This is a genomic window from Pauljensenia sp. 20925_1_25, assembly GCF_041433955.1.
In the GTDB taxonomy this organism is placed as follows: Bacteria; Actinomycetota; Actinomycetes; order Actinomycetales; family Actinomycetaceae; genus Pauljensenia.
The window spans coordinates 1-23,605 of the sequence record NZ_JAPWCL010000005.1 but is presented as its reverse complement, the minus strand read 5'-3'; the positions used below and the strand labels follow the sequence as shown (position 1 = coordinate 23,605).

The 23,605-nt window shown below is 65.6% G+C and carries 20 protein-coding genes, 1 tRNA gene and 1 pseudogene; 16 read left to right on the top strand and 6 right to left on the bottom strand.

The features are described from left to right. The first annotated feature begins 14 nt into the window (after positions 1–14). From O3932_RS03505 to O3932_RS03485, 5 genes are all read left to right on the top strand, one after another. A complete protein-coding gene (locus O3932_RS03505; RefSeq protein WP_314736611.1) occupies positions 15–725 on the top strand; it encodes a hypothetical protein in 711 nt (236 codons plus the stop codon). Then, entirely contained in the window at positions 718–1,287 is a 570-nt protein-coding gene (locus O3932_RS03500; protein ID WP_009647745.1) for a DUF177 domain-containing protein, read from the top strand. Before O3932_RS03505 ends, O3932_RS03500 begins: the two co-directional genes overlap by 8 nt. Further along, positions 1,287–2,012, top strand: a complete 726-nt coding sequence (gene rnc, locus O3932_RS03495) for a ribonuclease III (protein WP_291449955.1) — start codon at positions 1,287–1,289, stop codon at positions 2,010–2,012. Before O3932_RS03500 ends, rnc begins: the two co-directional genes overlap by 1 nt. 75 nt (positions 2,013–2,087) lie before the next feature. Further along, positions 2,088–2,702, top strand: a complete 615-nt coding sequence (locus O3932_RS03490) for a response regulator transcription factor (RefSeq protein ID WP_034505741.1) — start codon at positions 2,088–2,090, stop codon at positions 2,700–2,702. 50 nt (positions 2,703–2,752) lie between these two features. After that, entirely contained in the window at positions 2,753–2,881 is a 129-nt protein-coding gene (locus tag O3932_RS03485; protein WP_296504054.1) for a hypothetical protein, read from the top strand. 34 nt (positions 2,882–2,915) lie between these two features. On the opposite strand, the gene O3932_RS03480 is transcribed toward O3932_RS03485, so the two are convergent. From O3932_RS03480 to O3932_RS03460, 5 genes are all read right to left on the bottom strand, one after another. After that, entirely contained in the window at positions 2,916–4,559 is a 1,644-nt protein-coding gene (locus O3932_RS03480) for a GAF domain-containing sensor histidine kinase (protein ID WP_296504056.1), read from the bottom strand. After that, the gene (gene cydC, locus O3932_RS03475) at positions 4,556–6,310 is read right to left on the bottom strand and encodes a thiol reductant ABC exporter subunit CydC (RefSeq protein WP_371536268.1); all 1,755 of its coding nucleotides are present in this window, start codon (positions 6,308–6,310) and stop codon (positions 4,556–4,558) included. Before cydC ends, O3932_RS03480 begins: the two co-directional genes overlap by 4 nt. After that, complete coding sequence (gene cydD / locus O3932_RS03470; protein WP_314566956.1) at positions 6,307–7,974, bottom strand: thiol reductant ABC exporter subunit CydD; 1,668 nt, start codon at positions 7,972–7,974, stop codon at positions 6,307–6,309. Before cydD ends, cydC begins: the two co-directional genes overlap by 4 nt. 120 nt (positions 7,975–8,094) lie before the next feature. After that, positions 8,095–9,216: a cytochrome d ubiquinol oxidase subunit II gene (gene cydB / locus O3932_RS03465; RefSeq protein ID WP_296504060.1), complete on the bottom strand. Its 1,122-nt coding sequence runs from the start codon at positions 9,214–9,216 to the stop codon at positions 8,095–8,097. A 16-nt stretch (positions 9,217–9,232) separates the two neighbouring features. Beyond that, entirely contained in the window at positions 9,233–10,780 is a 1,548-nt protein-coding gene (locus tag O3932_RS03460) for a cytochrome ubiquinol oxidase subunit I (protein WP_371536266.1), read from the bottom strand. A gap of 416 nt (positions 10,781–11,196) precedes the next feature. Here O3932_RS03460 and O3932_RS03455 point away from each other — a divergent pair, with 416 nt between their 5' ends. The 11 genes from O3932_RS03455 (at position 11,197) to O3932_RS03405 (ending at position 23,385) form a co-directional block, all read left to right on the top strand. Further along, positions 11,197–13,974: an Rne/Rng family ribonuclease gene (locus O3932_RS03455; protein WP_371536264.1), complete on the top strand. Its 2,778-nt coding sequence runs from the start codon at positions 11,197–11,199 to the stop codon at positions 13,972–13,974. A gap of 219 nt (positions 13,975–14,193) precedes the next feature. Continuing rightward, positions 14,194–14,514 carry a 50S ribosomal protein L21 gene (rplU, locus tag O3932_RS03450; RefSeq protein WP_021610652.1) on the top strand — a complete coding sequence of 107 codons (321 nt, stop codon included), beginning with the start codon at positions 14,194–14,196 and terminating at the stop codon, positions 14,512–14,514. A 34-nt stretch (positions 14,515–14,548) separates the two neighbouring features. Next, positions 14,549–14,806 (top strand): 50S ribosomal protein L27, encoded by a 258-nt coding sequence (gene rpmA, locus O3932_RS03445; protein ID WP_003792637.1) that lies wholly within the window; start codon positions 14,549–14,551, stop codon positions 14,804–14,806. 75 nt (positions 14,807–14,881) lie between these two features. Next, a complete protein-coding gene (gene obgE / locus O3932_RS03440; protein WP_009649160.1) occupies positions 14,882–16,405 on the top strand; it encodes a GTPase ObgE in 1,524 nt (507 codons plus the stop codon). Next, positions 16,402–17,529 (top strand): glutamate 5-kinase, encoded by a 1,128-nt coding sequence (proB, locus tag O3932_RS03435; RefSeq protein WP_371536262.1) that lies wholly within the window; start codon positions 16,402–16,404, stop codon positions 17,527–17,529. Before obgE ends, proB begins: the two co-directional genes overlap by 4 nt. Positions 17,530–17,566: 37 nt before the next feature. Then, a complete protein-coding gene (locus O3932_RS03430; protein ID WP_296504066.1) occupies positions 17,567–18,847 on the top strand; it encodes a glutamate-5-semialdehyde dehydrogenase in 1,281 nt (426 codons plus the stop codon). Then, complete coding sequence (gene nadD, locus O3932_RS03425) at positions 18,844–19,554, top strand: nicotinate-nucleotide adenylyltransferase (protein WP_009649148.1); 711 nt, start codon at positions 18,844–18,846, stop codon at positions 19,552–19,554. Before O3932_RS03430 ends, nadD begins: the two co-directional genes overlap by 4 nt. A 13-nt stretch (positions 19,555–19,567) precedes the next feature. Further along, entirely contained in the window at positions 19,568–19,993 is a 426-nt protein-coding gene (gene rsfS / locus O3932_RS03420; RefSeq protein WP_009649150.1) for a ribosome silencing factor, read from the top strand. Beyond that, positions 19,990–20,724, top strand: coding sequence for a histidine phosphatase family protein (locus tag O3932_RS03415; protein ID WP_009649158.1), 735 nt, complete (start codon positions 19,990–19,992; stop codon positions 20,722–20,724). The genes rsfS and O3932_RS03415 overlap by 4 nt, the downstream gene beginning before the upstream one ends. Positions 20,725–20,864: 140 nt before the next feature. After that, positions 20,865–20,937, top strand: a tRNA-Ala gene (locus O3932_RS03410). A 639-nt stretch (positions 20,938–21,576) separates the two neighbouring features. Next, positions 21,577–23,385 carry a CAP domain-containing protein gene (locus tag O3932_RS03405; protein ID WP_371536259.1) on the top strand — a complete coding sequence of 603 codons (1,809 nt, stop codon included), beginning with the start codon at positions 21,577–21,579 and terminating at the stop codon, positions 23,383–23,385. A gap of 107 nt (positions 23,386–23,492) precedes the next feature. On the opposite strand, the pseudogene O3932_RS03400 reads toward O3932_RS03405, so the two are convergent. Continuing rightward, a pseudogene (locus tag O3932_RS03400) lies at positions 23,493–23,605 on the bottom strand (hypothetical protein); the annotation flags it as partial.

The following is a 23,605-nucleotide window of genomic DNA, read 5'->3' as shown; positions in this document are numbered from 1 at the left end:
CGCAGGAGGGATTCATGGCTGACGTACACGCAGACAAGAACCAGGACGAGTGGAACGAGGAGACCGTCTACGGCCCCTCCACCGTGATCGCTGCCCTCGACCAGATCGAAGACCTCGTCGAGTCCTCCCGCTCAGTTCCCCTGTCCGCTTCCATCATGATCAACAAGGCCGAAATCCTCGACCTGCTGGATCAGGCGCGCGAAGCCCTGCCCGAGGACCTCGTCGCCGCTGACGCCGTCGTCGCCGACGCGGACGCCGTCCTGGGACGTGCCGATTCCGCCGCTGAGACGCGCATCGCCGAGGCCAACTCGCGTGCCTCCTCCACCCTCGACCAGGCCAACGAGCGTGCCGCCCAGATCCGCTCTGACGCCGAAGAAGAGGCTGAGCGCACGCGCGCACGTGCCGACGCCGAGGCTACCGCCCTGATCTCCCAGGCGCGCGCTGACGCCGAAGCCACCATTGCCGACGCGAACGCGCAGGCCGATCGCATCGTCTCCACCGAGAACATCGTGCGCATGGCCGAAGACCGCGCCCGCGAAATCGTCTCCGAAGCCAAGCGTTCGGCGACCCAGCTGCGCGAGGGTGCCGACGACTACGTCGCCACCTCCCTTGACGAACTCGCGCGCCTTATTTCCGACGTGTCACGCCGCACTGAGGCCGGTCGCCGAGCGATCGCTGAACGCCGCGGCGTCGACGTCACCGATGTGGACCTGAGTGATGAATGACAAGACCTTGACCCTCTCCCTGGCGCGCCTACCGCGCGCGCTGGGATCCGCGCTCCACGAAGACATCGTGTGGAGCGCCCCAGACGACCTGGGCACCCCCTCCATGGCGGTTGCCCCAGGCACGCCCCTGGACGTGTCCGTTGACCTGACCAGCGTCGAGGACGGCGTCCTTGTTCAGATCGCGACGTCCGTGGACCTGGTGGGGGAGTGCGTGCGCTGCCTCGACGAGGTGCGCGACCACCACGACGTGTCCAGTGCGGAGGTCTACTTCGAACCCGGTGCTCCCGCCTTGACGTCCTCCGACGAGGAGGACGAGGAAGCCGACGATCTTTTTGTGATCGGTGAACGCGACACGATCAACATCGACACGCAGCTGCGCGATGCCATCATTACCCTCGTCGACCCGCTTCCCCTGTGCAGCCCCGACTGCGCGGGCCTATGCGACGTGTGCGGAGACAAGTGGGCTGACCTGCCCGCCGATCACGAACACTTTGTCGTCGATCCGCGTCTGGCCTCCCTGGCGTCCCTGCTGGACGAGCACACCGAGCCGGGGCGATCCTGATGGCCCGCTCAAAGCACCTTCCCGTCCCGCCGCGCACCGACACCGACGCGCTCGTGGAGGCGTGGGGCACGCGCATCGATGCTCCCTTGTTGCAGCTCGCGCTCGTGCACCGCTCCTACGCGAACGAGGCCGGAGGAATCGCGAACAATGAACGCCTGGAATTCCTGGGTGACTCGGTGCTCTCGATCATCATTGCGCAGAAGCTCTACGAGCAGTATCCGGACGTGGCCGAGTCGGACCTGTCGCGCATGCGTGCGGCTACCGTCTCCCAGCAGCCCCTCGCGGCGGCCGCCCGCCGCATCGGCTTGGGCGACTTCGTGTTCCTGGGCAAGGGCGAATCCATGCATGGGGGACGCGAGAAGGACTCGATCCTGTCTGACACCTTCGAGGCGCTCATCGGCGCGACCTACCTGACCAGCGGATTGGAGGAGGCGCGTCGAGTCGTCCTCGAGCGCCTGCGTTTCCTACTGGTGGACGCTCCCTCGCGCGGTCATCACCAGGACTGGAAGACCCTTCTCGTGGAGTACTCACAGTCTGAGGGTCTGGGCGAAGTCACTTATGCGGTGGAGGGCGAGGGGCCCGATCATCAGCGTGTGTTTACCGCCCATGCCTTTGTCGCCGAGCGCTCCGACGCGGTGGGATCGGGGCAGGCCTCGTCGAAGAAGCACGCGGAGAATGCGGCCGCGCAGGACGCGATGAATCGGCTGTCCCCGGAAGAAGAATAGGTACCCGAGGGCACCCGCCCTCCTAACAGTTAGTATGAACTCGTGAGTGAAAATACTTCCGCGCGCACGCGCGTTATGATCGTCGACGATCATGAGATCGTCCGGCGCGGTATTGCCGAAATCGTCGACCGCGACGAGTCTTTGGAGGTCGTCGCTGAGGCCGGTTCGGTCGCAGACGCGGTGCGTCGCGCCGACCTCGTGCGCCCCGACGTCATCCTCGTCGACCTGCAGTTGCCCGACGGCACCGGCATCGACATTATGAACAGTCTGCGCGCCTCCCACCCGCAGATCCTCCCCGTCGTCCTGACTTCCTTTGACGACGACGAGGCCTTGGCTGAGTCCCTGGAGGCGGGAGCACGCGCGTACATCCTCAAGACCGTGCGCGGCGCTGAGATCACCGACGTCATCAAGGCGGTCGCGGACGGCCGCGTCCTGCTCGACGAGCGCACACTGACACGCCGCCGCGTCGATCACGAGGACCCGACCGCCGACCTGACGCCGTCAGAACGCAAGGTTCTGGACCTTATCGGCGATGGCCTGTCCAACCGCGAGATCGGAGAGAAGCTCGGCGTCGCGGAAAAGACCGTGAAGAATCACATCACCTCTCTTCTGTCGAAGATGGGTTTGCAGCGACGCACGCAGGTGGCTGCGTGGGTGGCTGGGCAGAGGGCAGCCGCGTGGCGTAACTGAACCCAGGCCCCGCCTCGATATCTACGACCGAGGGAGAGGTCGCCGCCTTCATGGTCGTCGCCTCCGGTCGCACGCTCGCCACCATCCAGTGGTACCGCATGCCTAAGGACGGGACGGAGGCCACGATGATCGAGGGACCCCGATGCCTCGTACTCGCTGGAAACGACGCTGGCCGCTGACGGTACCCAGTTCTACGCGGCGGCGACGAACGCTCTACTCCAAGGGCGCGATCCAACGTAGCACCGTGCCAACCCCGCCCTCGCCGGGTCCCGCGTCGAAGCTACCTCGGTGGCGACGGGCACGCTCGGTCATGTTCGCTATGCCTGAGTTGCGCGTGCGATTCGGATCGATGCCCCGGCCGTCGTCGGTGATGAGGATGCGCACGCGGCCGCACTTGCCCTGCCCGGATACATCGACGTTGACGGTCGCTGCCGTCGCGTGGGCATGGCGGGCAATGTTGGACAGGCCCTCGCGCACGATGGCGACGACGTCGTCGGATAGATCGGGGTCGACGCGGCCATCGAACTCGTCGATGACGACCAGTTCATTGTCCAGGTCAGAGTTGATCGCCTCGCCGTCGAGCGTAATGAGCAACGAGGGCGCAAACCCCAGCGCTGAACGCGTCAGGGAGGACTCGCGGCGGATGCGCTCGACCAGGCCGACGGCCTTATCCCGCTCGCGCAGGTTGTGCACGATCGTGCGGATCTGGCGCACGGCCTCGTCGATGGACGCCAGCGAGTCGTCGATGAGGGACTCGATGGCCACGGGATCAGCCTGTCCCTGAGCGACCTTCTGCTTGGCGGCGTCCAGGGCCATACCGGTCGCGAAGAGCTGCTGGATCGCGAAATCGTGCAGATCGCGCCCGATGCGATCACGCTCGTCGAGCAGGGCAGCCACGTCCTGGGCGTGGCGCGCGGAGGCCAGCTCGAGGGCCAGCGTCGCCTGGGAGGCCAGCGATTCGGCGAGGGAGAGCTCGGAGGCATCGAACTCGGGAGCCCCGATCTGTCGCAGGAGGATGAGCACGCCGGAGGAGACGCCGCGCGAGCGCAGGGGAGCGTAGAGCGCGGAGCCAAAGGCTGCCAGCTGGGGGACTCGCAGGGTCTGGGCGCGCGACATTGAGTCCACGATCATGCCCGTTCCCTCGTGCAGGACGCTCATCGCGCGGCCCTCGGGTGGGAAGGTCAGGCCCAGCAGTGCGGAGGCGTTCTTGCCGTCGGTGATCTCGGCGGCCCATGTGTCGCCCACGGACTGTAGAACGATGATCGCCGTGTCGGCGTGCGAGACCTCGCGCACGGTCTTGGCGATGAGCTCGAGGGCTTCCTCCTCGTCGGCCCCCTCGAGCATCGTTGTCGTGAGGGACTGCGAGGCACTGATCCATCGGGCGGTGCGCTTCGAATCCGCGTATAGGTGCGCGTTTTCGACCGCGATGCCGGCGGCGGGTGCCAAAGCTTCGACGACGGCTGCGTCCTCGTGCGTATAGCCGCCGGGCTTACCCGTGAGGTAGAGGCGCCCATAGACCTGTTCGTGCACCAGGACCGACACGCCCAGGAACGGCGGAGCATCCGCGGGCAGGTTTAGATCGGGCGCGTCCGCAGGGGAGTTGACGAGGAGTGGGCTAGCCACGGGGATAGCCGTCGTCAGTGCGTCGGGAACCGCGGGAACCGGGCGGGAATCGTGGTGCTCGAGCTGCATGGTTGTTGCACCCCAGGTGTCGAGCACGGCGAGCGTCGCGTGCGGCGAGGACGTCAGTGCGCAGGCCTGGTTCACGAAGTTCTGCAAGCCTGCCTTGAGGTCCAGCGAGCTGGTCAGGTCCAGCGCGGCCTTGAGCAGGGTGAAATCGGTGTGATCGGGACTCATTGTTCCTCCTGATCGAGGGCCCATCGGTAAGTGGGGAGGGCACGAAGGACATCACTGTGGGTCCCCTGGGCGGCGACGTGTGCGCACGCTCCGGGCTGCGTCGCCGCGAGCACGAGGACGTGGTCGGCTTGATCGAGAGCGCTGAGCCGGTGCGTGACGACCAGCGTCGCGCGTGTCGGCGAGGGGGCCAGGAGCGTATCCATGAGTGTGTCGGCGGTGGCCGCGTCGAGATGTTCCGAAGCCTCGTCGATCGCCATAATGGGGGCGGGGGCGGCCAGTGCCCGGGCCATGAGAAGGCGGCGTCGCTCGCCGCCGGAAACAGTGGTGCCACCTGAGCCGACGAGGGTGTCGATCCCCTCGGGCAGGGAAGCAATCCATTCTTTCAGGCCGGCGCGAGCGAGGAGGTCGGTGGCCTCGTCGCGGGTCAGGGAAGCGCGCGCGACGCGCAGGTTCTCAAAGATGGTCGTGGCGAAGACGTGGGCGTCTTCGGCTGTCATCGTGATGTGGGCGGCAACCTGGTGGCGCTCCGCTCCCCAGGCGGGAACGCCGTTAATGAGTGCCTGGCCCGACTTGGGAGGGATGACGCCGGTGAGGGTTGCCAGCAGCGTGGTCTTGCCGATGCCGGACGCTCCGACGATGGCCAGGGAGGATCCGGGGCGCAGTGTGAACGAGATTCCGGTGGCCAGGGTGGGGCCGCCCGGCCAGCCAATCGCCAGGTCGCGCGCTTCGATGACGGACTCACCCTGTGGAATCTCGTGGGTCGGGGTGGGTTCCTCCTCGCTCAAGAGCGCGCAGATTCGTTCGGCTGCCTGCGCACTGCGAACCAGTTGCGCGGCGGCGGGGGCCAGCTCGGCGGTGCCCTCGAAGGAAGACAGGGGAACGAGGACGATGACGGCCAGGAACACCTGGGCCAGGACGCCCGACGTGGTCTGTGGGATGCCAATGAGGAGTGCGCCGATGACGGCTGCACCCATCGCGCACACGTCGAGGGCACGTGCCAGGGCTGACAGCTTCGCCGAGCGGGTGATCGCATTCGCCAAGATGGCCTCGGCCTCGTCAAGGGAAGCACGCGCGTGGGGGAGTGTGCCTGCGAGGGAAAGCTCGGTGGCTCCCTCGAGCATAGCGAGGGTCGTAGCTGCGATGTCGGCGCGTGCGTCCGCCCCCTGAGTTTCCGCCAGACGCACTGAGCGCGCGATGAGTGCGGGCGCAATGATGCCGGAGACGATGAGGGTGATCGCGAGGACCAGCCCGGCTGCCGACGAAATGAGGGAGATGACACCAACCGTTCCCACGCCAACGACGAGGGCGACGAGGGAGGGCAGCAGTGTCTTGACCACGACGTTGCCGACCTCGTCGACGTCAGAGCCAGCTCGGGTCATGAGATCGCCGCGGCGCAGGCTCGTCAGGGATGCGGCGGGTTCCTCGCACAGACGGTCGTAGAGGTTGCCGCGCAGCGCATCCATGCCCGCCAACGCGACCTTGTGTGAGGCCAGGCGCGACAGGTAGCGTGCGAGTGCGCGCGAGACACCGAAGAGACGCACGGATGTGGCCGCGACCGTCAAGTAGAGGACGGGCGGCTGCTGGGAGGCGCGCGCGATGAGCCACGCGGCTGTGCCGCCCAGGGCGATGGCCGAGCCGAGAGCGGTGATACCCAGCAGAAGGGCCAATGCGAAGCCCGAGCGCGACACGTTTAGCATGGAGATGCACCGGCGCAGCGCGGCGGATTCGGAGCGGGTCAGAAAGAGCCTCATACCAGTGCCTCCTCGTCGGCGGACACGACGTCGATGATTGCGTCGGCGACCTCGATGATGGCATTGCGGTGGGCGATGACGATGACCGTGCGACCTTCGTCGCGCATGGTGGTGATGGCGCGCACGACGGTCTTTTCACTGACGGCGTCCAGGTGGGCGGTCGGCTCGTCCAGGATGACGATCTGTGAGTGGGCGGCGAGGGCGCGGGTGAGCGCCAGGCGCTGGCGCTGACCGACGGACAGGCCGACGCCGCCGACGCCAATCACGCTGTTCCAGCCGTCGGGGGTGGTGTCCAGGACCGCATCAAAGCCGGTCGCCTGGGCTGCCTGCTCTAGGTCAGCCAGAGGCAGGCCACCCATGTTGTCCAGAATCGATCCCGGAACCAGCGTGGGAGACTGGGGGACCCACGAGAGCGTGGAGCGCCAGGAATCGGGATCCACGTCAGCCAGAGGGAGACCTTCCTCGGACGAGGTCTGGGCGCGCAGGCGGATCTGGCCGACGTCGGGCGTGATGTCGGCCAGGAGGCAGGCGACGAGCGTCGACTTGCCGGCACCCGAGGGACCCGCGAAGGCCGTGACCGTGCCGGGGCGAATGACCCCGTCGGTGGGAGCAGGACCCCAGGCTCCCCGTGCACGCACGCCGACACCGTCGATGACGATGTCAGTGCTGTTCATATCCGGACAGAGCATGGAGCCGGGGTGCGCCACATCGTCGGCCGCCTCGATGATGTCGAAGGCCGCTCGCGAGGCAGTCACGCCGTTGGCCGACGCGTGGAACTGAGCGCCGACCTGACGCAGGGGTTCGAAGACTTCGGGGGCCAGCATGATGACGGCTAAGCCATGGAAGAGAGAAATATTGCCAAACACGAGGCGCATGCCAACTTCGACAGCCACGAGGGCCACCGACAAGGTCGTCAGGAACTCCAGGACACCACCGGAAAGGAAAGCGACGCGCAGGGTCGACATGGTTGCTTGTGTGTTCGCATCGCCGAGTGTGCGCAGGTGGGCGCGCGGACCCTTCTCACGACCGAGGGCTCGCAGCGTTGGCAGGCCCGACATGAGGTCCAGGAGCTGGGCGGTCAGGCGCTTCATGGAATCCAGTTTGTCTTGGGAGGCGGCCTGCGTGAATCGACCGATGAGGATCATGAAGATCGGGATGAGGGGGACGACCAGGAGAGCGATGAGAGCCGACCAGAAGTCGAGGAGAAGGATCACGCCCAGAGCGGCGGGTGTCACCGTCGAGACGAGGACCAGCTGGGGCAGGAAGGAAACGAAGTAGGGGCGCAGATCCTCCAGGCCGGTCGACAGCAGCGTCGCGGTCTCGGCTCCGTTCATGGCTCGCCAGCGCGGACCCAGCGCGATGGCGGCATCGATGACGCGCCCGCGCAGCTCGGTCACGGCCTCGGTGGCGGCTCGCGCAGCGATGGCTTCGCGCGCCGCCACGATCACGGCGCGGCAGGCGAAGACAGCAGCGATGCCCACGATGAAAGGAATAACGTCTCCCAGCGTCGCCGTTCCCGAGACGATGGGAGACAAAGCCGCGGAAATGAGCAACGCCTGGGCCAACACCAACAGCGCCGTGATGGTGCCCAGCAAGGCGGTCAGGGCGATGGGAACGCGGGCCGAACGGGCGTAACGCAACAAGCGGGGATCAAAGGGACGCACGGGTACTATTGTGCCCCAAAAGGCCACGTCATGGGTCGAAAGTCCCCGGCCTCGTCTGTGTTGCGCATACGACTGCGCCCGGCCCCTCATCGAAGGACCGGGCGCAGTGAGCCGGATGAATCAGCCGGCGAGGAAGTTCTCGCCCAGGCGGATCTTCTTCATGAGGAGACCCGTCTTGGTGGTGACGTCCTCCGTGCCCACGCGGGAACGGAAGGTCCAGTAGGACCAGATGACGTACGCCAGGACGATGGGGAGCAGGCAGACGGTCACGATCGTCATGACGGTGAGCGTCGCGGTCGTCGACGAAGCCTGATCGATCGTCAGCGAGTACGCCGGGTTGATCGAGGACTTCTGGACGGCGGGAGCCATCGAAGCGAAGACCCACGCCACCGTGCCGGCAATCGCCACGGAGGAGGCCACGAAGGACAGGCCCTCACGGCGCAGCGTCGCCTGCGACAGGACGGTCGAGGCGATGATCGCCAGGGCGGCCACCACGAGCGGGATCCACGCCAGGACATTCGTCGTGTAGGAGAACTGGCCCCACATCAGCCAAGCGGCGGCGAGCACGGTCGCGGCGATAGAAGCCGGAGCGGCAATCGCGTTGGCGCGGTCGCGCACGTCACCCGTGGTCTTCAGCGCCAGGAACTGGGCACCGTGAGCCAGGCAGACGGCCAGGACGGCCAGGCCGCCCAGGATCGTGAACGGGGTCAGCAGCGAGAAGAAGCCGCCGGTGAGCTGGTGGGTGGCGCTGGACAGCGACTGGTCAACCAGCGTCGGGTCAACGACGGTGCCGGTAGCGACGTCGATGACCTCAATCTTCATGCCCTGCACGAAGTTCGCGAAGGCCACACCCAACAGCAGCGGGACGAGCCACGCGGAGATCGTGTGCGCCCAGTCCCAGGTGAAGCGCCACTTCTCGGTGGCGACCTTCGAGCGCCACTCGAGTGCCATGACGCGCACAATCAGGGCCGTCAGGACGAGGAAGAGGGCCAGGTACATGCCCGAGAACATGGTCGCGTACCACTCGGGGAACGCGGCGAAGGTTGCGCCGCCCGCAGTGAGCAGCCAGACCTCGTTACCGTCCCAGTGGGGGCCGATGGTGCGCACTGCCTGAGTGCGCTCACGGTCACCCTTGGCAACGAAGGGGAGGAGCATACCGACGCCGAAGTCGAAGCCCTCGAGGATCAGGTAGACCGTCCACAGAACGGCGACGAGAATGAACCACAGGATTGACAGAGTCATGATCGTTGTTCCTTTCTCAGTATCCGAAGGACAGGTCGGTCGGAGCCTCATCCGCGGCCTTGTCGGCCTTGGAGGAGTGGATGCCCTCGAGCGCGTAGCGCTTCATGAGGACGAACCACATGACGCCCAGCACGCCGTACAGGAGGGTGAAGAGGATCAGCGTCACCAGCACCTGTCCTGCGGGGACGTTAGGGGAGACGCCGATTTCCGTCAGCATGTTGACCGATCCGAGGTCGGAACCCATGGACAGGGCATCCAGGTTCGGAACGACAACCCACGGCTGACGACCCATCTCTGTGAAGATCCAGCCGAAGGAAGCTGCCAGGAAGGGCAGGGGGAGGTTGACGAGGGCGAGGAGGCTCAGCAACTTGTTGGAGGAGGCCTTGCCGCCGCGGGTGGCCCACAGGCCCCAGGCAGCCAGCAGGAAGGCCACCATGCCCAGGCCGATCATGAATCGGAAGGACCAGAAGGCCACCATCTGCGGGGGACGGAAGTCGAACTGTGAGGCATCACCGTACTTGGCGGTGAAATTCGGATCCGAGTTGAGCAGCGTCACCATGCGCTCCTGGACGTCCGCGACACCCTCGGAGGTGGCGGTGAAGGAGTTATGTGACATGAAGGAGGCGACGCCGGGAACCTTGATGAACTGGGTCGGCTGAGTGCCGTCGGTACCCAGCGGGCAGGAGCCGAACTGCGCGACCGTGAAGGCGGCGCCGTCGGTGTCCACGCAGATGCCTTCGGCGGCAGCCATCTTCATGGGTTGCACTTTAACCATCTCCTGGCCCTGGACGTGGCCGCTCAGGGCGGTGCCGAGGCCGCCGATGAGGACGACGATCAAGCCGAAGCGGGCGATGGGACGCCACACGTCGCGTGCCTGAGCCACGGCCTCGTCACTGCCCTCGCGGGACGCGCGGACCATCCACCAGATAGCGATGCCAGCCACGAAGGAGCCGGCGACCAGCCACGCGGAGGTGATGACGTGGGAGTACTCGGACAGGTAGACGCCGGAAGTGATGAGCTTCAGGAAGCCGCCGACACCATCGAGCTCGGCGCGGCCCGTCTCGGGGTTGAAGCGGGCGCCCACGGGGTGCTGCATCCATGCGTTGGCTGCGAGGATCCAGGCGGCGGAGAGCATCGTGCCGATAGCGACGCACCAAATGGTCGCCAGGTGGATGCCCTTGGACAGGCGGCCCCAGCCGAAGATCCACAAGCCCAGGAAGGTGGACTCGAGGAAGAAGGCCAGGAGGGCCTCGACGGCCAGGGGAGCGCCGAAAATGTCACCGACGAAGCGGGAGTACTCGGACCAGTTCATGCCGAACTGGAACTCCTGGACAATGCCAGTGGCGACGCCGAGAGCGAAGTTAATAAGAAGGAGCTTGCCGAAGAAGCGGGTAGCTTGCAGCCAGTACTCCTTGCCGGTGCGGTGCCATGCGGTCTGCATGATCGCGACCAGCAGGGACAGGCCGATCGTCAGCGGTACGAGGACGAAGTGGTAGACGGTCGTGATACCGAACTGCCACCGTCCGACCGTGACCGCGTCGAGCGCTGTTTGCGCGAGGGTCATGATGGGACCTTCCCGTGTAGGGATCGGGGATCGAGTATGCCCCGCAGCGAAGGTCGTAGGACCTACGTCACGGGCTGGTTTTAATGTAGCTCAAAAGACAGAGGTGGAACGCCTGAAATGCCGGTTATGTGACGGTTTTGTGACATATGTGTCCGATTGTTTTGGAGGGATTGTTCCCTGCGGTTGTTGGTGTGTGAGGTTGAACGTGTCTCCCATCAGTTGATGGAGGTCCGTGTTGTGCGACAATTGAGGCGAATGGATGTCGCGGGCATGCCCCCGCGACGAGAGCCGAGCGATGACCCTATCGACGAGCCGCCGGCACCTGCGCACCAGCGCTCCACTAAGTTTCCGCCCCCTCGCGGGCGATACAACGGGCGCGTCTCGGCATGGGGCGCGCGCCCCACCATTGGAGAATCGTGACAACCGAATCAAACGCGCCCGTGGCTCCCGCCGCGTCGCTACTCTTCCAAGCACCCGTCTTCCAGGCCGCGCCCGAGGTGGCCTCGCCTGCCGCCTTTGAGGAACCTGAGACGAAGCCGAAGCGTCGCCGCGCTTCCTCCGACGACGAGGCCGGTGCCTCGCAGGAGGAGACGGCACGCAAGCGTCGCCGTCGTTCCAAGAAGTCCGTCGACGAGGCCTCGGCCCCCGACGAGGACAGCACGCCGAGCACGGATACCGAGGAGACTCCCTCGGAACCCAAGGCCCGCCGTCGCCGCCGCTCCAAGAAGGCGGACGAGGCCTCGGCTGCGACCGAGGACAGCGCTGAGCAGACCGATGCGCCCTCCGGCGAACCCGAGGGCGGCGACGAGGAAGAGTCCTCGAGCCGTCGTCGCCGTCGTCGTCGCGCGCGCAGCACCGCCTCCTCCGACGAGGGCGGCGATCCCGCGGACCAGGTGCAGGCCCTCAAGGGGTCCACGCGCCTGGAGGCCAAGAAGATGCGCCGCCGCGAAGGACGTCGAGAGGGGCGCCGCCGCCACTCGATCTCTGAGTCTGAGTTCCTGGCGCGCCGCGAGTCCGTCGAGCGCACGATGGTCATCCGAGACCAGGATGGCCTCGATCAGATTGCGATCCTCGAAGACGGTCTGCTCGTCGAGCATTACGTCGCCCGCCGCACGCAGTCCTCGATGGTCGGCAATATCTACCTGGGTCGCGTCCAGAACGTGCTGCCCTCGATGGAGGCCGCGTTCGTCGACGTGGGCCGCGGACGTAACGCCGTCTTGTACGCCGGCGAGGTGAACTGGGACGCCGTCGGCTTGGAGGGTAAGCCCCGCCGCATCGAGTCCGCGCTCAAGTCTGGTGACCCCGTCCTTGTCCAGGTGACGAAGGATCCGATCGGACACAAGGGTGCGCGCCTGACTTCGCAGATTACGTTGGCTGGCCGCTACCTGGTCCTGATTCCTGGCGGCTCCATGATGGGTATTTCCCGCAAGCTCCCGGATAAGGAGCGTGCTCGCCTGAAGAAGATCCTCAAGGCCGTCGTGCCCTCGGGTTCGGGTGTCATCGTGCGCACCGCCGCCGAAGGCGCGACGGAGGAACAGATCCGCGACGACGTCGCTCGCCTGACCCGTCAGTGGGAGGACATCGAGAAGAAGCGCACCAACACGAAGAGCGCCCCGACGCTGCTGCGCGGCGAACCCGAGCTGGCCGTGCGCGTCGTGCGCGACATCTTCAATGAGGACTTCTCGAAGCTCATCATTGAGGGCCGCGACACCTACGCGACCGTCAAGGAGTACGTGGACGAGCTCAGCCCCGAGCTGTCCGACCGCGTCGAGCAGTGGGTGGGCACGGAGGATGTCTTCCACGCGCACCGCATTGACGAGCAGCTGGCGAAGGGTATGGATCGGAAGGTCTGGCTGCCCTCGGGAGGCACCCTCATCATTGACCGCACCGAGGCGATGACCGTCATCGATGTCAACACCGGTAAGTTCATCGGTGCCGGCGGCACGCTGGAGGAGACGGTTACTCGCAATAATCTCGAGGCGGCCGAAGAGATCGTCCGCCAGCTGCGCCTGCGCGACATCGGCGGCATCGTCATCATCGACTTCGTTGACATGGTGCTGGAATCCAACCGGGACCTCGTGCTGCGTCGCTTGGTCGAGTGCCTGGGACGCGACCGTACGCGCCACCAGGTCACGGAGATCACATCGCTGGGCCTGGTGCAGATGACCCGCAAGCGCGTGGGCGAGGGCCTCGTTGAGGCGTTCTCCTCCTCGTGTGAGGCCTGCGAGGGCCGCGGCTTCATCGTTCACCACCACCCGGTGGAGACCTCCGGGGCCGACAACTCCGCGAAGTCCTCCAAGGCGTCGAAAAAGCAGCAGAAGAAGGCCGAGGCGCGCCGCATCGAGGATAACGCCGAGCATGAGCGCGCCAAGGAAGCGCTGAGCGCGATCGCTGCCGCGTCGACGCGCAAGGATGACGAGGCATCGGTGCACAAGGGTGACGAGGCATCGGCTGAGCACGAGAAGACGCCCGCCAAGAAGCACCGCCCGCGCGGCGCGAGCGCCGAGTCTGCTGTGCCTGCTCAGGACAGTGGTGCCGTGTCCGAGTCTGCGGACGAGGAGTCTGCGGCCGACGCGCCGACGGTTGAGGTTCCCGCAGCCTCCGTCACGGCGGCCGCCGAGGACGGTGGGACCAAGCGTCCCCGCCGCCGTCGCCGCGTCGCGGAAACCACGCCCGTGCCCGAGCTGCCGATCTACATCGACCTGCCCGACCCCGTTGAGGCCTTCGATAAGCCCGCGGTGCCCCTCAAGGATGCCTCCGATATCCAGCTGCCCGAGCAGCATGAGAAAGCACCGACCACCCGCCGTCGCGCCTCCCGCAAGGTGGCCACGGCCTCGTCCGCTGAGCCTGCCGCGGCCCCTGCTCCCGAGGTGTCACCCACGCTGCCTGCCGAGGCACGTACCCCCGAGGCTTCGGCATCTCACGCGCTCGTCGAGGCAGCCGCTGAGCAGGACGCCCAGGCGCCCGCGCCGCGTAAAACCCGCAAGCGCCGCGCCGTCGCGTCCTCGGGGGTCATTGAACCCGACGCTGCACCAGCCCCCCTCGTCATTGAGCTGCCTGCCCGTGCCGAGGCCGCCGCGCCCGCCGCGCCGACGCGCTCGACCGACGACATCCTGCTCCCCGAGGCGTCTGAGCAGCCGCGCGCCAAGCGTCGCCGCCGCGTCGTGTCCACGGGAATCGTGGATGCGGGCTAATCGATGAGCGTCGACGGGAGGGCCCTGTGGGTTCTCCCGTCGCCTCGAGGTGTGGAATCGCACAGCTATTCCACCTGGCCGGTGGCCATGCCGGGTTGCACTCGGGCGTGTCAATCGGCTAAATTTGATCGTCGGCGCAACAAGCGCCAACGGAATCGTGAAAACAGACAAGCCCTCGGCAGTTTCGAGGCGAGATTCCGGTTAGGAATACGAGAAGAGATGAGCTCCAACGTGGTCTACGCGATCGTCAAGGCTGGCGGCCGGCAGGAAAAGGTGTCCGTCGGTGACGTCGTCGTCGTCGACAAGCTGGCAGAAGAAATCGGTTCGAGCATCGAGCTCCAGCCGCTGATGCTGGTGGATGGCGACGCCATCACTGTTGACGCAGCCAAGCTGGACAAGGTTTCCGTCAAGGCTGAGGTTGTCGACTCGGCCAAGGGCCCCAAGATTTCCATCATTAAGTACAAGAACAAGTCGGGCTACCGCAAGCGCCAGGGACACCGTCAGAAGATGTCGGTCGTCAAGATCACCGAGATCGCCTGAATCCGACGGACCCACGAGCAGAAAGTAGCAACTGATGGCACATAAGAAGGGCCTTGGTTCCTCCCGTAACGGCCGCGACTCCAACGCGCAGCGCCTCGGCGTGAAGCGCTACGGCGGCCAGCTGGTCAACGCTGGTGAGATCCTCGTTCGTCAGCGCGGCACCCACTTCCACCCTGGCGACGGCGTTGGCCGTGGCAAGGACGACACCCTGTTCGCCCTGCGTGCGGGTGCGGTCGAGTTCGGTCGCAAGCGTGATCGCAAGGTTGTCAGCGTTTCGCCGGTCTCTGCCTGAGACCGCGCGCATGAAGGGCGTCCGGCGTTGCCGGGCGCCCTTTTCAACATTCAATTTCAGTCATCAGGAGCACCAGTGGCAGACTTCGTGGATCGCGTGACGCTGCACGCGGCAGGCGGTAACGGCGGTAATGGCGTTGCCTCGATTAAGCGTGAAAAGTTCAAGCCGCTGGCTGGCCCCGACGGCGGCGACGGCGGCAACGGCGGCTCGGTCATCCTGGAGGTGAGTGAGCAGGAGACCACGCTGCTGAACTACCACCGCAGCCCGCACCGCCGCGCAGACAACGGAACGCCGGGCATGGGTGACTTCCGCCAGGGGAAGACCGGTGCGGATATCATCCTGCCGGTCCCCGAGGGCACGGTCGTGAAGTCGATGTCGGGCGAGCTGCTGGCCGACCTGACGGGCGCTGGTGCGCGTTTCGTGGTCGCTGAGGGTGGTCGCGGCGGTCTGGGCAACGCGGCGTTGGCCTCGAAGGCTCGCAAGGCCCCCGGATTCGCGCTCCTGGGTGAGCCGGGCGAGGAACGCGACGTCATCCTGGAGCTGAAGTCCGTGGCGGATGTGGCTCTCGTCGGTTTCCCGTCGGCGGGTAAGTCCTCGTTGATCGCGGCGATGAGTTCGGCTCGTCCGAAGATTGCCGACTATCCGTTTACGACGCTGGTTCCGAACCTCGGCGTTGTCTCCGCTGGCGACACGCGTTACACGGTCGCTGATGTTCCCGGCCTTATTCCTGGTGCCTCCCAGGGCCGAGGCCTTGGCCTGGATTTCCTGCGTCACATTGAGCGCTGCGCGGTTATCGTGCACGTGCTGGACACGGCCGCTTTCGAGACTGATCGCGAACCCGTGGAGGATCTGCGCATCATCGAGGCCGAACTGCAGGCGTACCAGGGTGACCTCACCCAGGTCGAGGGCTACGTGCCGATCATGGAGCGCCCCCGCGTCATCGTTCTGAATAAGATCGACATCCCAGATGGCCGTGACCTGGCCGAGATCACGCGCCCGGACCTCGAGTCTTTCGGGTGGCCTGTCCTTGAGGTTTCCGCCGTGTCCCACGAGGGCCTCAAGGAGCTGTCTTTTGTTCTGGCCGGCATCGTCGAGGAGGAGCGCGCGAAGCGTCCCGCCCTCGAGGTCGCCCGTCCCGTCATTCGCCCGAAGGCCGTGGGCCGCAGCGTGGAGATCACGGTGCGCAAGACCCGCAAGGACGGCGAGGACGTCTTCCAGGTGCGCGGCGACAAGCCGGAACGTTGGGTGCGTCAGACGGACTTCGCCAACGACGAGGCCGTGGGGTATCTTGCGGATCGCCTGAACGCCGCTGGCGTCGAGGACGAGCTGATGAAGGCTGGCGCGGTCGCTGGCGACACCGTCGTGATCGGCGACCTGGATGGAGGTGTCGTCTTTGACTGGGAGCCGACCCTGACGACCGGTCCCGAGCTGCTGGGTTCTCGCGGCACCGACCTGCGCCTAGACCAGAACACCCGCCCGAGCCGTAAGGAGCGCCGCGAGGTGTACCACCAGGTCATGGATGCCAAGAGCGCGGCCCGTGAGCAGCTGTGGACTGAGCGTGAGGCCGGTCATTGGACGGATGCATCGGATCAGTCATGAGCGGAATGACTGCGGCTTCTCGCATTGTCGTCAAGATCGGATCCTCCTCGCTCACGCGCGAGGACGGCGGTCTGGACCTGAACCGTATTGACGCCGTCGCTCGCCTCGTGTCCCGCTGGCGCGGGCGCGACCGCGAGGTCGTGATTGTCTCCTCGGGCGCTGTCGCCGCGGGGCTGGATCCGCTCGGTTTTTCAGCCAAGCCGAAGGACCTGCCGAGCGTGCAGGCCGCCGCCGCGATGGGCCAGGGACTCCTGATGGCGAGGTGGACCGCCGCCTTCCAGGCGCATCACCTCGACGCCGCCCAGGTGCTGCTGACCACGGACGACGTGATGCGCCGCGACCACTACACGAACGTGCGCGCGGCCCTCTCGCGGCTCCTCGGCCTCGGCGTCGTGCCAATCCTCAACGAGAACGACGCGGTGACCACCCGCGAGCTGCGTTTCGGCGACAATGATCGACTTGCTGCGCTCATCGCCCAGATGATCAAGGCCGACGCGCTCGTGCTGCTGACGGACGTTGACGGCCTGTATACGGCTCCTCCGGATCATCCGGGTTCGGAGCTGATCGAACGCGTCGCCAGCGCGGACGACCTCATGAGTGTGCTCGTGACCGGCGCGGGTTCTCGCGTTGGCACGGGCGGCATGGCGACGAAGGTGCAGGCCGCGATGCTGGCGACGGCCAGCGGCATCGGCGTGCAGCTGGCCAGCGCAAACGACCTGGGGCTCGTCCTGGAAGGCCGCCGCGTCGGCACCTGGTTCGAACCGTCGGCCCAGCGTCCGGCCTCTCGTCGCCTGTGGATCGCACACGTGGCACCCTCTCGCGGCGAGATCATTGTCGACGAGGGAGCTGCGAAGGCGATCACGGTCGGCAAGAAGTCTCTGTTGGTCGCTGGCGTGCACTCGGTGCTCGGTCATTTCGAGGCCGGGGACGTTGTGGACGTTGCCAGCCCGACCGGACTCATCGCGCGCGGCGTGTCCGGCTACGACTCGGACACACTGGGCCAGATCGCCGGCGCAGGTATGGAGCAGCTGGTGGCGGCGGGATACGAGCATCCCAGGCCAGCAATTCACCGCGACGACCTGGCGGTGTTAGGTGACGCATTTTCTGCGCTGAGCGCTGACTGACAGGGACCGCCCCGCACTCGTGTGACATGATGTGCGAGTGGATACTGCTGCTGATATTTCCCAGGTGACCGACGCTGCCCGCGACGCGGCGCGCGTGCTCGCAAACGCGACGACCCAGGTGAAGAACCGCGGGCTTGAAGCGATCGCGGCGGCGCTCATCGAGCGCTCCGACCAGATCCTGACCGCCAACGCCGAGGACGTGGCGCGCGGCCGCGCGGAGCAGATGAGCGAGGGCCTCCTCGACCGCCTTGCCCTGACAAAGGACCGCATCCGATCCATCGCTGACGCCGTTCACGAGATCGTTGCCCTGCCCGACCCGGTCGGCCAGGTCGTGCGAGGAACCCGCACTGACATCGGCCTGCGCGTCACTCAGGAGCGCGTGCCCCTCGGCGTCGTCGGCATCATCTACGAGGCCCGCCCGAACGTCACCATCGACGCCGCGACCCTGGCGATCAAGGCTGGTAACGCGGTCATCTTGCGTGGCGGGAGTGCAGCCCAGGCCTCGAACCGGGTTCTCATCGAGGTGTGCTGCGACGCACTGACCTCCGTCGGCCTGCCCGCTGACGCGATCCAGACTGTCGACCAGTGGGGTCGCGCGGGTGCACGCGCCATGATGCGTGCGCGCGGTGCGATTGACGCACTCATCCCGCGTGGGGGAGCGGGCCTCATCAACGCCGTCGTCGAGGAGTCACGCGTACCCGTTATCGAGACGGGCACCGGCAACTGCCACCTGTACGTCGACGCCTCCGCCGACCTTGAGGCAGCGGAAGCCATCATCATGAACGCCAAGACGCAGCGCGTGGGCGTGTGCAACGCGGCAGAGACCCTTCTGGTTCACGCCGACGTCGCCGCCCGCTTCCTGGTCGCCGCCATCACTCGCCTGACGACCGCGGGCGTGACCATCCACGCTGACGGTGCCACTCGCGCCATCGTGGACGACCAGCCCTCCATCGACGCCGACATGATCGTGGATGCCACCGAGGCCGATTGGTCGACCGAGTACTTGTCGATGGACCTCGCGGTGCGTGTCGTCGGCAGCGTGGAGGAAGCGACCGAGCACATCCGCCGCTACTCGACCGGCCACACCGAGGGCATTGTCGCATCCGATGTCGCCGCTATTCGCGCTTTCCGCGCCGGGGTGGACGCCGCCGCGATCGCGATCAACGCCTCGACGCGTTTCACCGACGGCGGCCAGCTGGGGCTGGGAGCCGAGGTCGGCATCTCCACTCAGAAGCTCCACGCGCGCGGCCCCATGGGGCTGACGGAGCTGACGACGACCACCTGGATCTACGAGGGAGAAGGAACCATCCGCCCGTGAGCACGCAGGACAAGGAAGCAGGCCCGGCCTCGGACGGGGAGGCGATCGAAAAGACCACGGAGGCCACCGCGGGCGTGACAGCCGCCCCCGCGCTGCCCCAGCATCCTCCGCGCGCCCTGCGCAGGAGGCGGGCAATCGGCATCATGGGCGGCACCTTCGATCCGATCCACCACGGACACCTCGTCGCCGCCTCCGAGGTCATGGACGTATTCGGACTCGACCAGGTTGTGTTCGTACCCGCCGCTATGCAGCCCTTCAAAGCGGGGCGGCGTGTCACCTCAGCCGAGCACCGCTACCTCATGACGGTCATCGCGACCGCCTCGAACCCACGTTTCGCAGTCTCGCGCGTCGATATCGACCGCGGGGGCACGACGTACACGATCGACACGCTGGCGGACCTGTCGCGCGAGTACCCGGATTCGGATTTCTACTTCATTACGGGTGCCGACGCGCTGGCGCAGATCGCGCAGTGGAAGGATGCCGACAAGCTCTTTGAGCAGGCACACTTCATCGGCGTGACGCGTCCCGGGCATAACCTGTCGGACCCCGGCCTGCCGCACGAGTCCGTGTCGCTGCTGGAGGTGCCCGCCATGGCGATCTCGTCGACGGACTGCCGCACGCGCGTCGAAGAGGGCAAACCGGTCTGGTACCTGGTGCCCGACGGCGTCGTCCAATACATCAACAAATACGGCCTGTACCGGTTCTAACTCAAGGAGAAACGTGAGCCTTCCCGACGCTACCGCAGAACTGGCGAGCCTGGTTGCTCGCGCCGCACACGACCGCGGCGGCATCAACCCGGTGCTCGTTGACGTGACCAGCAAACTCGCCCTGGCGGATGCCTTCGTGGTTGTCTCGGCCCCGACGGACCGCCAGGTGCGCGCCATCGCCGAGGACATCATGGACCGCATCTGGGCCGAGCAGCATCGCCGTCCCGCCCACATCGAGGGGCGCGCGGAGGGCACCTGGGTGCTCCTCGACTACTCGGATATGCTCGTGCACGTTCTCTCCGAGGAGGAGCGCGAGTACTACGCGCTCGAGCGCCTGTGGGGTGACTGCCCGGCCGTGCCCATCGACGTGGATACGGAGGAGGCCCGCGCAGCCGCAGCTGAGCGTGCCGCGACCCATGGCGCGGAGTCCGCGCAGTGAGCGCGTCGCGTATCGTCCTGCTGCGCCACGGCCAGACGGACTTCAACCTGGCGCGCCGCTTTCAGGGGCGTATCGACGAACCCCTGAATGACTCGGGACGCTCCCAGGCAGCCGGTGCCGCAGGTGTGCTCGTGTCGCGCCTGTGCGAACCGAGCGCCGAGGTCGGTATGGTCGCCGCCGAGACCTCGCGCAGCTATGACGACGGGGGAGTACGCATCGTGTGCTCTCCGCTGGTGCGTGCGCTCGACACGGCCCGTATCCTCGCGCGCGTGTTCGACATCGCCGGCTATCCCTGTGAGGGTCCGGTCAGCGATGAGAGGCTCACGGAGCGCTTCTACGGTACCTTCGAGGGGAAGACCTACGAGGAGATCGCCCGCGAGCAACCCGAGGCCTACTCCGAGTATCGAGACACCGGTGAATGTGGGTGTGCCGAGGTTGAGCGCTCCGAGATCGTGGGGGAGCGATTCCGCGACGCCGTCCTCGAGGCCGCGGCCGCGTGCCGGTCGGATCAGTCTCTCATCATCGTCTCGCACGGCTCCGCTATCGCGCGGGGCATCGTCTCCCTGCTGGGGCTCGATCCCGCGGACTTCAACGGCCTGCGCGGCGTCGATAACTGCCACTGGTCGGAACTGGTGCCCGTTGGTGTCTCAACCGCGAAGAGCGCAGCGCGCACCGGATGGCGCCTGGCATCGCACAACATCGGGGCTCGCGAGGATATCCTGGGGGCGTAACACGCCTCCGGGGGCCTCGTTTGCCTAGCATTTCAACAATTTCATGATGGTGTGATTAGCGACACTTGGTTTCGATTTGCGCGCCTCTCGAAAAGAGGGCTATTATTTATCAGGTCGCCGGGGGTGACGAACTAAATAAAGGGGCTATGGCGCAGTTGGTAGCGCGCTTCCATGGCATGGAAGAGGTCGGGGGTTCGAATCCCCCTAGCTCCACCGAAATAACCGACACTCAGCTTGTGAGTGTCGGTTTTTTATTGCTCCGAGAGCCTTGTGGTCGTTTTCTTTTCTCTGGCTTGCTCGCCGCTGCGCTTCTGAATTTCTTCGGGGTCTGTGGGGTGTTGGTCGATGTTGACCTGCCTCTCGCCGTTGTTGTGTGTGCTGCTGCCAGTGTGTCTTGACGTTGCGGGGTGCATCGTGTGAGTGTGGGGGTGAGGGGCTGTGGTGGATTCGAAGCGGTGAGTGCTCCTATTGGTGCTGCTCATGACCCATCTGTGCTCAGCTCATGGACAGTGTTATCCAGCTTTCGCTAGGTGGGCCTACGTGCGCGCTGATGGCTTCGAGTGTCATTGAGCAAGGTGAGCAGGGGAGTGTCGTCTGCCTCGTTGCAGCAAAGATGTTGTTACGTATAAATCGTACAGAAGGTCAGTATCTAACTTGCTAAGCGGTAAGTCACTAGGCGGTTAATATAACTTTTTGGTATCGACATGTGGGATATTCAAAATCTGTGAAACCGAGAAAACGTTGCAATTTCAGAGAATTGCATGTAATCAATTACTCGAAAAAGTTTGAAATCTCGTAAACCGCATGGAAAGATTTACCTGTCTCTGTTCCATAGTGTTAGGCCGATAGTTAATGTCGTTCCAACTCACCCGCACTCACACCACGGTGGTGCTCACCGCCACCACGATCGCGGCATCCCTCGTTGTGATCCCCTCGCTGGCCGAGGGAAACCATGCCACCGAGGATCCCTTCTGCGCGTCCCTCACTGGCGCGGACGCTCGCATCACTGCTGAGTACAACCCGCTGCTCGCCCAGTACGCCGACGCGGCTGCGGGCAACTCGGCCGGTAACAAGGCCGACCCTGAGCGTGAGGCTCAGCTTCGTAAGGACCTCGCCGACGCTCAGGCTGCCCTGGAGGCCGCCAAGCAGGATGCCGAGAAGCCCAACCCCTCTGTCGGCGATGCTCCCTCCGCCGGCGATGCCCCCGCTGCGGATTCCAACGTTGACCGCGGTCTTGACTGGGTTGATTGGTCCAAGGTCGATTACGAGACCCAGGCCAAGATCATCGAGGCCCTCATCGTTCAGAAGATGAATGCCTACCGCGCCAACGCTGGTCTGCCCGAGTTGGTCGTGTCGGACACTGTGACCACGGAAGCTCGTGCGTGGAGCAAGAACATGTCCGATACCAATTCCTTCGAGCATGATCCGGCTGCAAGTCAGCCGCGTTATGGCGATATCGATGGTGCCAGCGTGGGTGGCGGCGGCGAGAATATCGCTTACAACTTCCTCAATGATTTCAAGACTGGTGGGATGAAGACCCCCCTTCAGGCTGCGGACGATCTCTTCGACATGTGGAAGAACTCCCAGGGGCATGACCGCAACATGCTCGGTGCGAGCAACGCCGTTGGCGTCGGTGTGTACATTGCCAAGGGCAGTGAGGGTACGCGCGTCTACGGCACGCAGAAGTTCTACACGCTGACGGGTGGCTCTCCCAACGCGTCGCGTTTCCATACGACCGGTGACACGGCCTCGGCCTACGGTTTCGACGGCAAGGCCTTCAATGCGAACAACACGAACTACGTGTCCGGCCTTGCGGGATCCGGCGATGAACAGCGCGCGAACGCCTGGGAGAAGAGGATTGGTGCCCTCCCGGGTTCTGCCCTCCCTGTGGACGCCTCGACCCTGCCCGCCAAGAATGGTGCCGCGGCTCCGACGACCCCTGCGCCCGCTCCGACGACCCCGGCCCCCGCTCCGACGACCCCGGCCCCCGTTGGCGACAAGCCCTCGGATGATTCCGATAAGGCCGTCGCTGACGCTCAGGCCGCCGTCGATGCTGCTCAGAAGGCCCTGGATGACTACCTGGCCTCGGTCTCTGAGGATAAGCCTGCTGTGAACCTCGAGGAACTCGATGCTCAGCTCGATAAGGTTGCTGACTCGATCGCTGCTGACACCTCCGTGCGTCCTGAGAAGGATGGCGGCGTGACCGTCCTTGAGGGTGACAACAAGGCTGAGCGTTACCTGACAGCCGAGGAGTACCGCGCCGCGCTGACGAACTGTACGGCCGCGGAGATCCCGAACCCGTCGATCGGTGAGCCGTCCGCTCCGGCACCGGGTCCCGAGACCCCGACCTCGCCTGAGCCTTCCGCTCCCGCGCCTGGCCCGTCGACCCCGACCTCGCCTGAGCCTTCCGCTCCCGCGCCTGGCCCGTCGACCCCGACCTCGCCTGAGCCTTCCGCTCCGGCCCCCGGCCCGTCGATCCCCACCACCACGGCTCCGGTCGTTTCGGCACCTGCCCCGTCGCAGCCTTCGACCCCGTCGAAGACCCGTCCGCAGACCATCGCCTCCACGGGCACCACGGCCATGTGGGTTGCGGTTGGCGCTGTCGCGGTCCTGGTCGCTGGCATTGGTGCGCTCATCGCATCGCGTCGCGCCAAGAACTGAAGAGATGTGCAGTAAGAAAGGCCCGTCTTCGTAATGAACGAAGACGGGCCTTTCTTTGTGTGTGATTCGGTGATCGCTGAGATATACAGCTATCCACCGATGAGCGATCAGATCAGCGAACCGTCGCTAGCAAACTGGTACCAGGTGCCGTTGATGTAGGCGGGACCCGTCACCATCTTGCCGGAAGACTGCAGGTAGAACCAAGTAGAGCCGAGCTGAA

Coding starts and splice junctions, on each gene's coding strand:
- O3932_RS03505 (WP_314736611.1), top strand. CDS start 15: ATGGCTGACGTACACGCAGACAAGAACCAGGACGAGTGGAACGAGGAG.
- O3932_RS03500 (WP_009647745.1), top strand. CDS start 718: ATGAATGACAAGACCTTGACCCTCTCCCTGGCGCGCCTACCGCGCGCG.
- rnc (WP_291449955.1), top strand. CDS start 1,287: ATGGCCCGCTCAAAGCACCTTCCCGTCCCGCCGCGCACCGACACCGAC.
- O3932_RS03490 (WP_034505741.1), top strand. CDS start 2,088: ATGATCGTCGACGATCATGAGATCGTCCGGCGCGGTATTGCCGAAATC.
- O3932_RS03485 (WP_296504054.1), top strand. CDS start 2,753: ATGGTCGTCGCCTCCGGTCGCACGCTCGCCACCATCCAGTGGTACCGC.
- O3932_RS03480 (WP_296504056.1), bottom strand. CDS start 4,559: ATGAGTCCCGATCACACCGATTTCACCCTGCTCAAGGCCGCGCTGGAC.
- cydC (WP_371536268.1), bottom strand. CDS start 6,310: ATGAGGCTCTTTCTGACCCGCTCCGAATCCGCCGCGCTGCGCCGGTGC.
- cydB (WP_296504060.1), bottom strand. CDS start 9,216: ATGACTCTGTCAATCCTGTGGTTCATTCTCGTCGCCGTTCTGTGGACG.
- O3932_RS03460 (WP_371536266.1), bottom strand. CDS start 10,780: ATGACCCTCGCGCAAACAGCGCTCGACGCGGTCACGGTCGGACGGTGG.
- rplU (WP_021610652.1), top strand. CDS start 14,194: ATGAGCTCCAACGTGGTCTACGCGATCGTCAAGGCTGGCGGCCGGCAG.
- rpmA (WP_003792637.1), top strand. CDS start 14,549: ATGGCACATAAGAAGGGCCTTGGTTCCTCCCGTAACGGCCGCGACTCC.
- proB (WP_371536262.1), top strand. CDS start 16,402: ATGAGCGGAATGACTGCGGCTTCTCGCATTGTCGTCAAGATCGGATCC.
- O3932_RS03405 (WP_371536259.1), top strand. CDS start 21,577: ATGTCGTTCCAACTCACCCGCACTCACACCACGGTGGTGCTCACCGCC.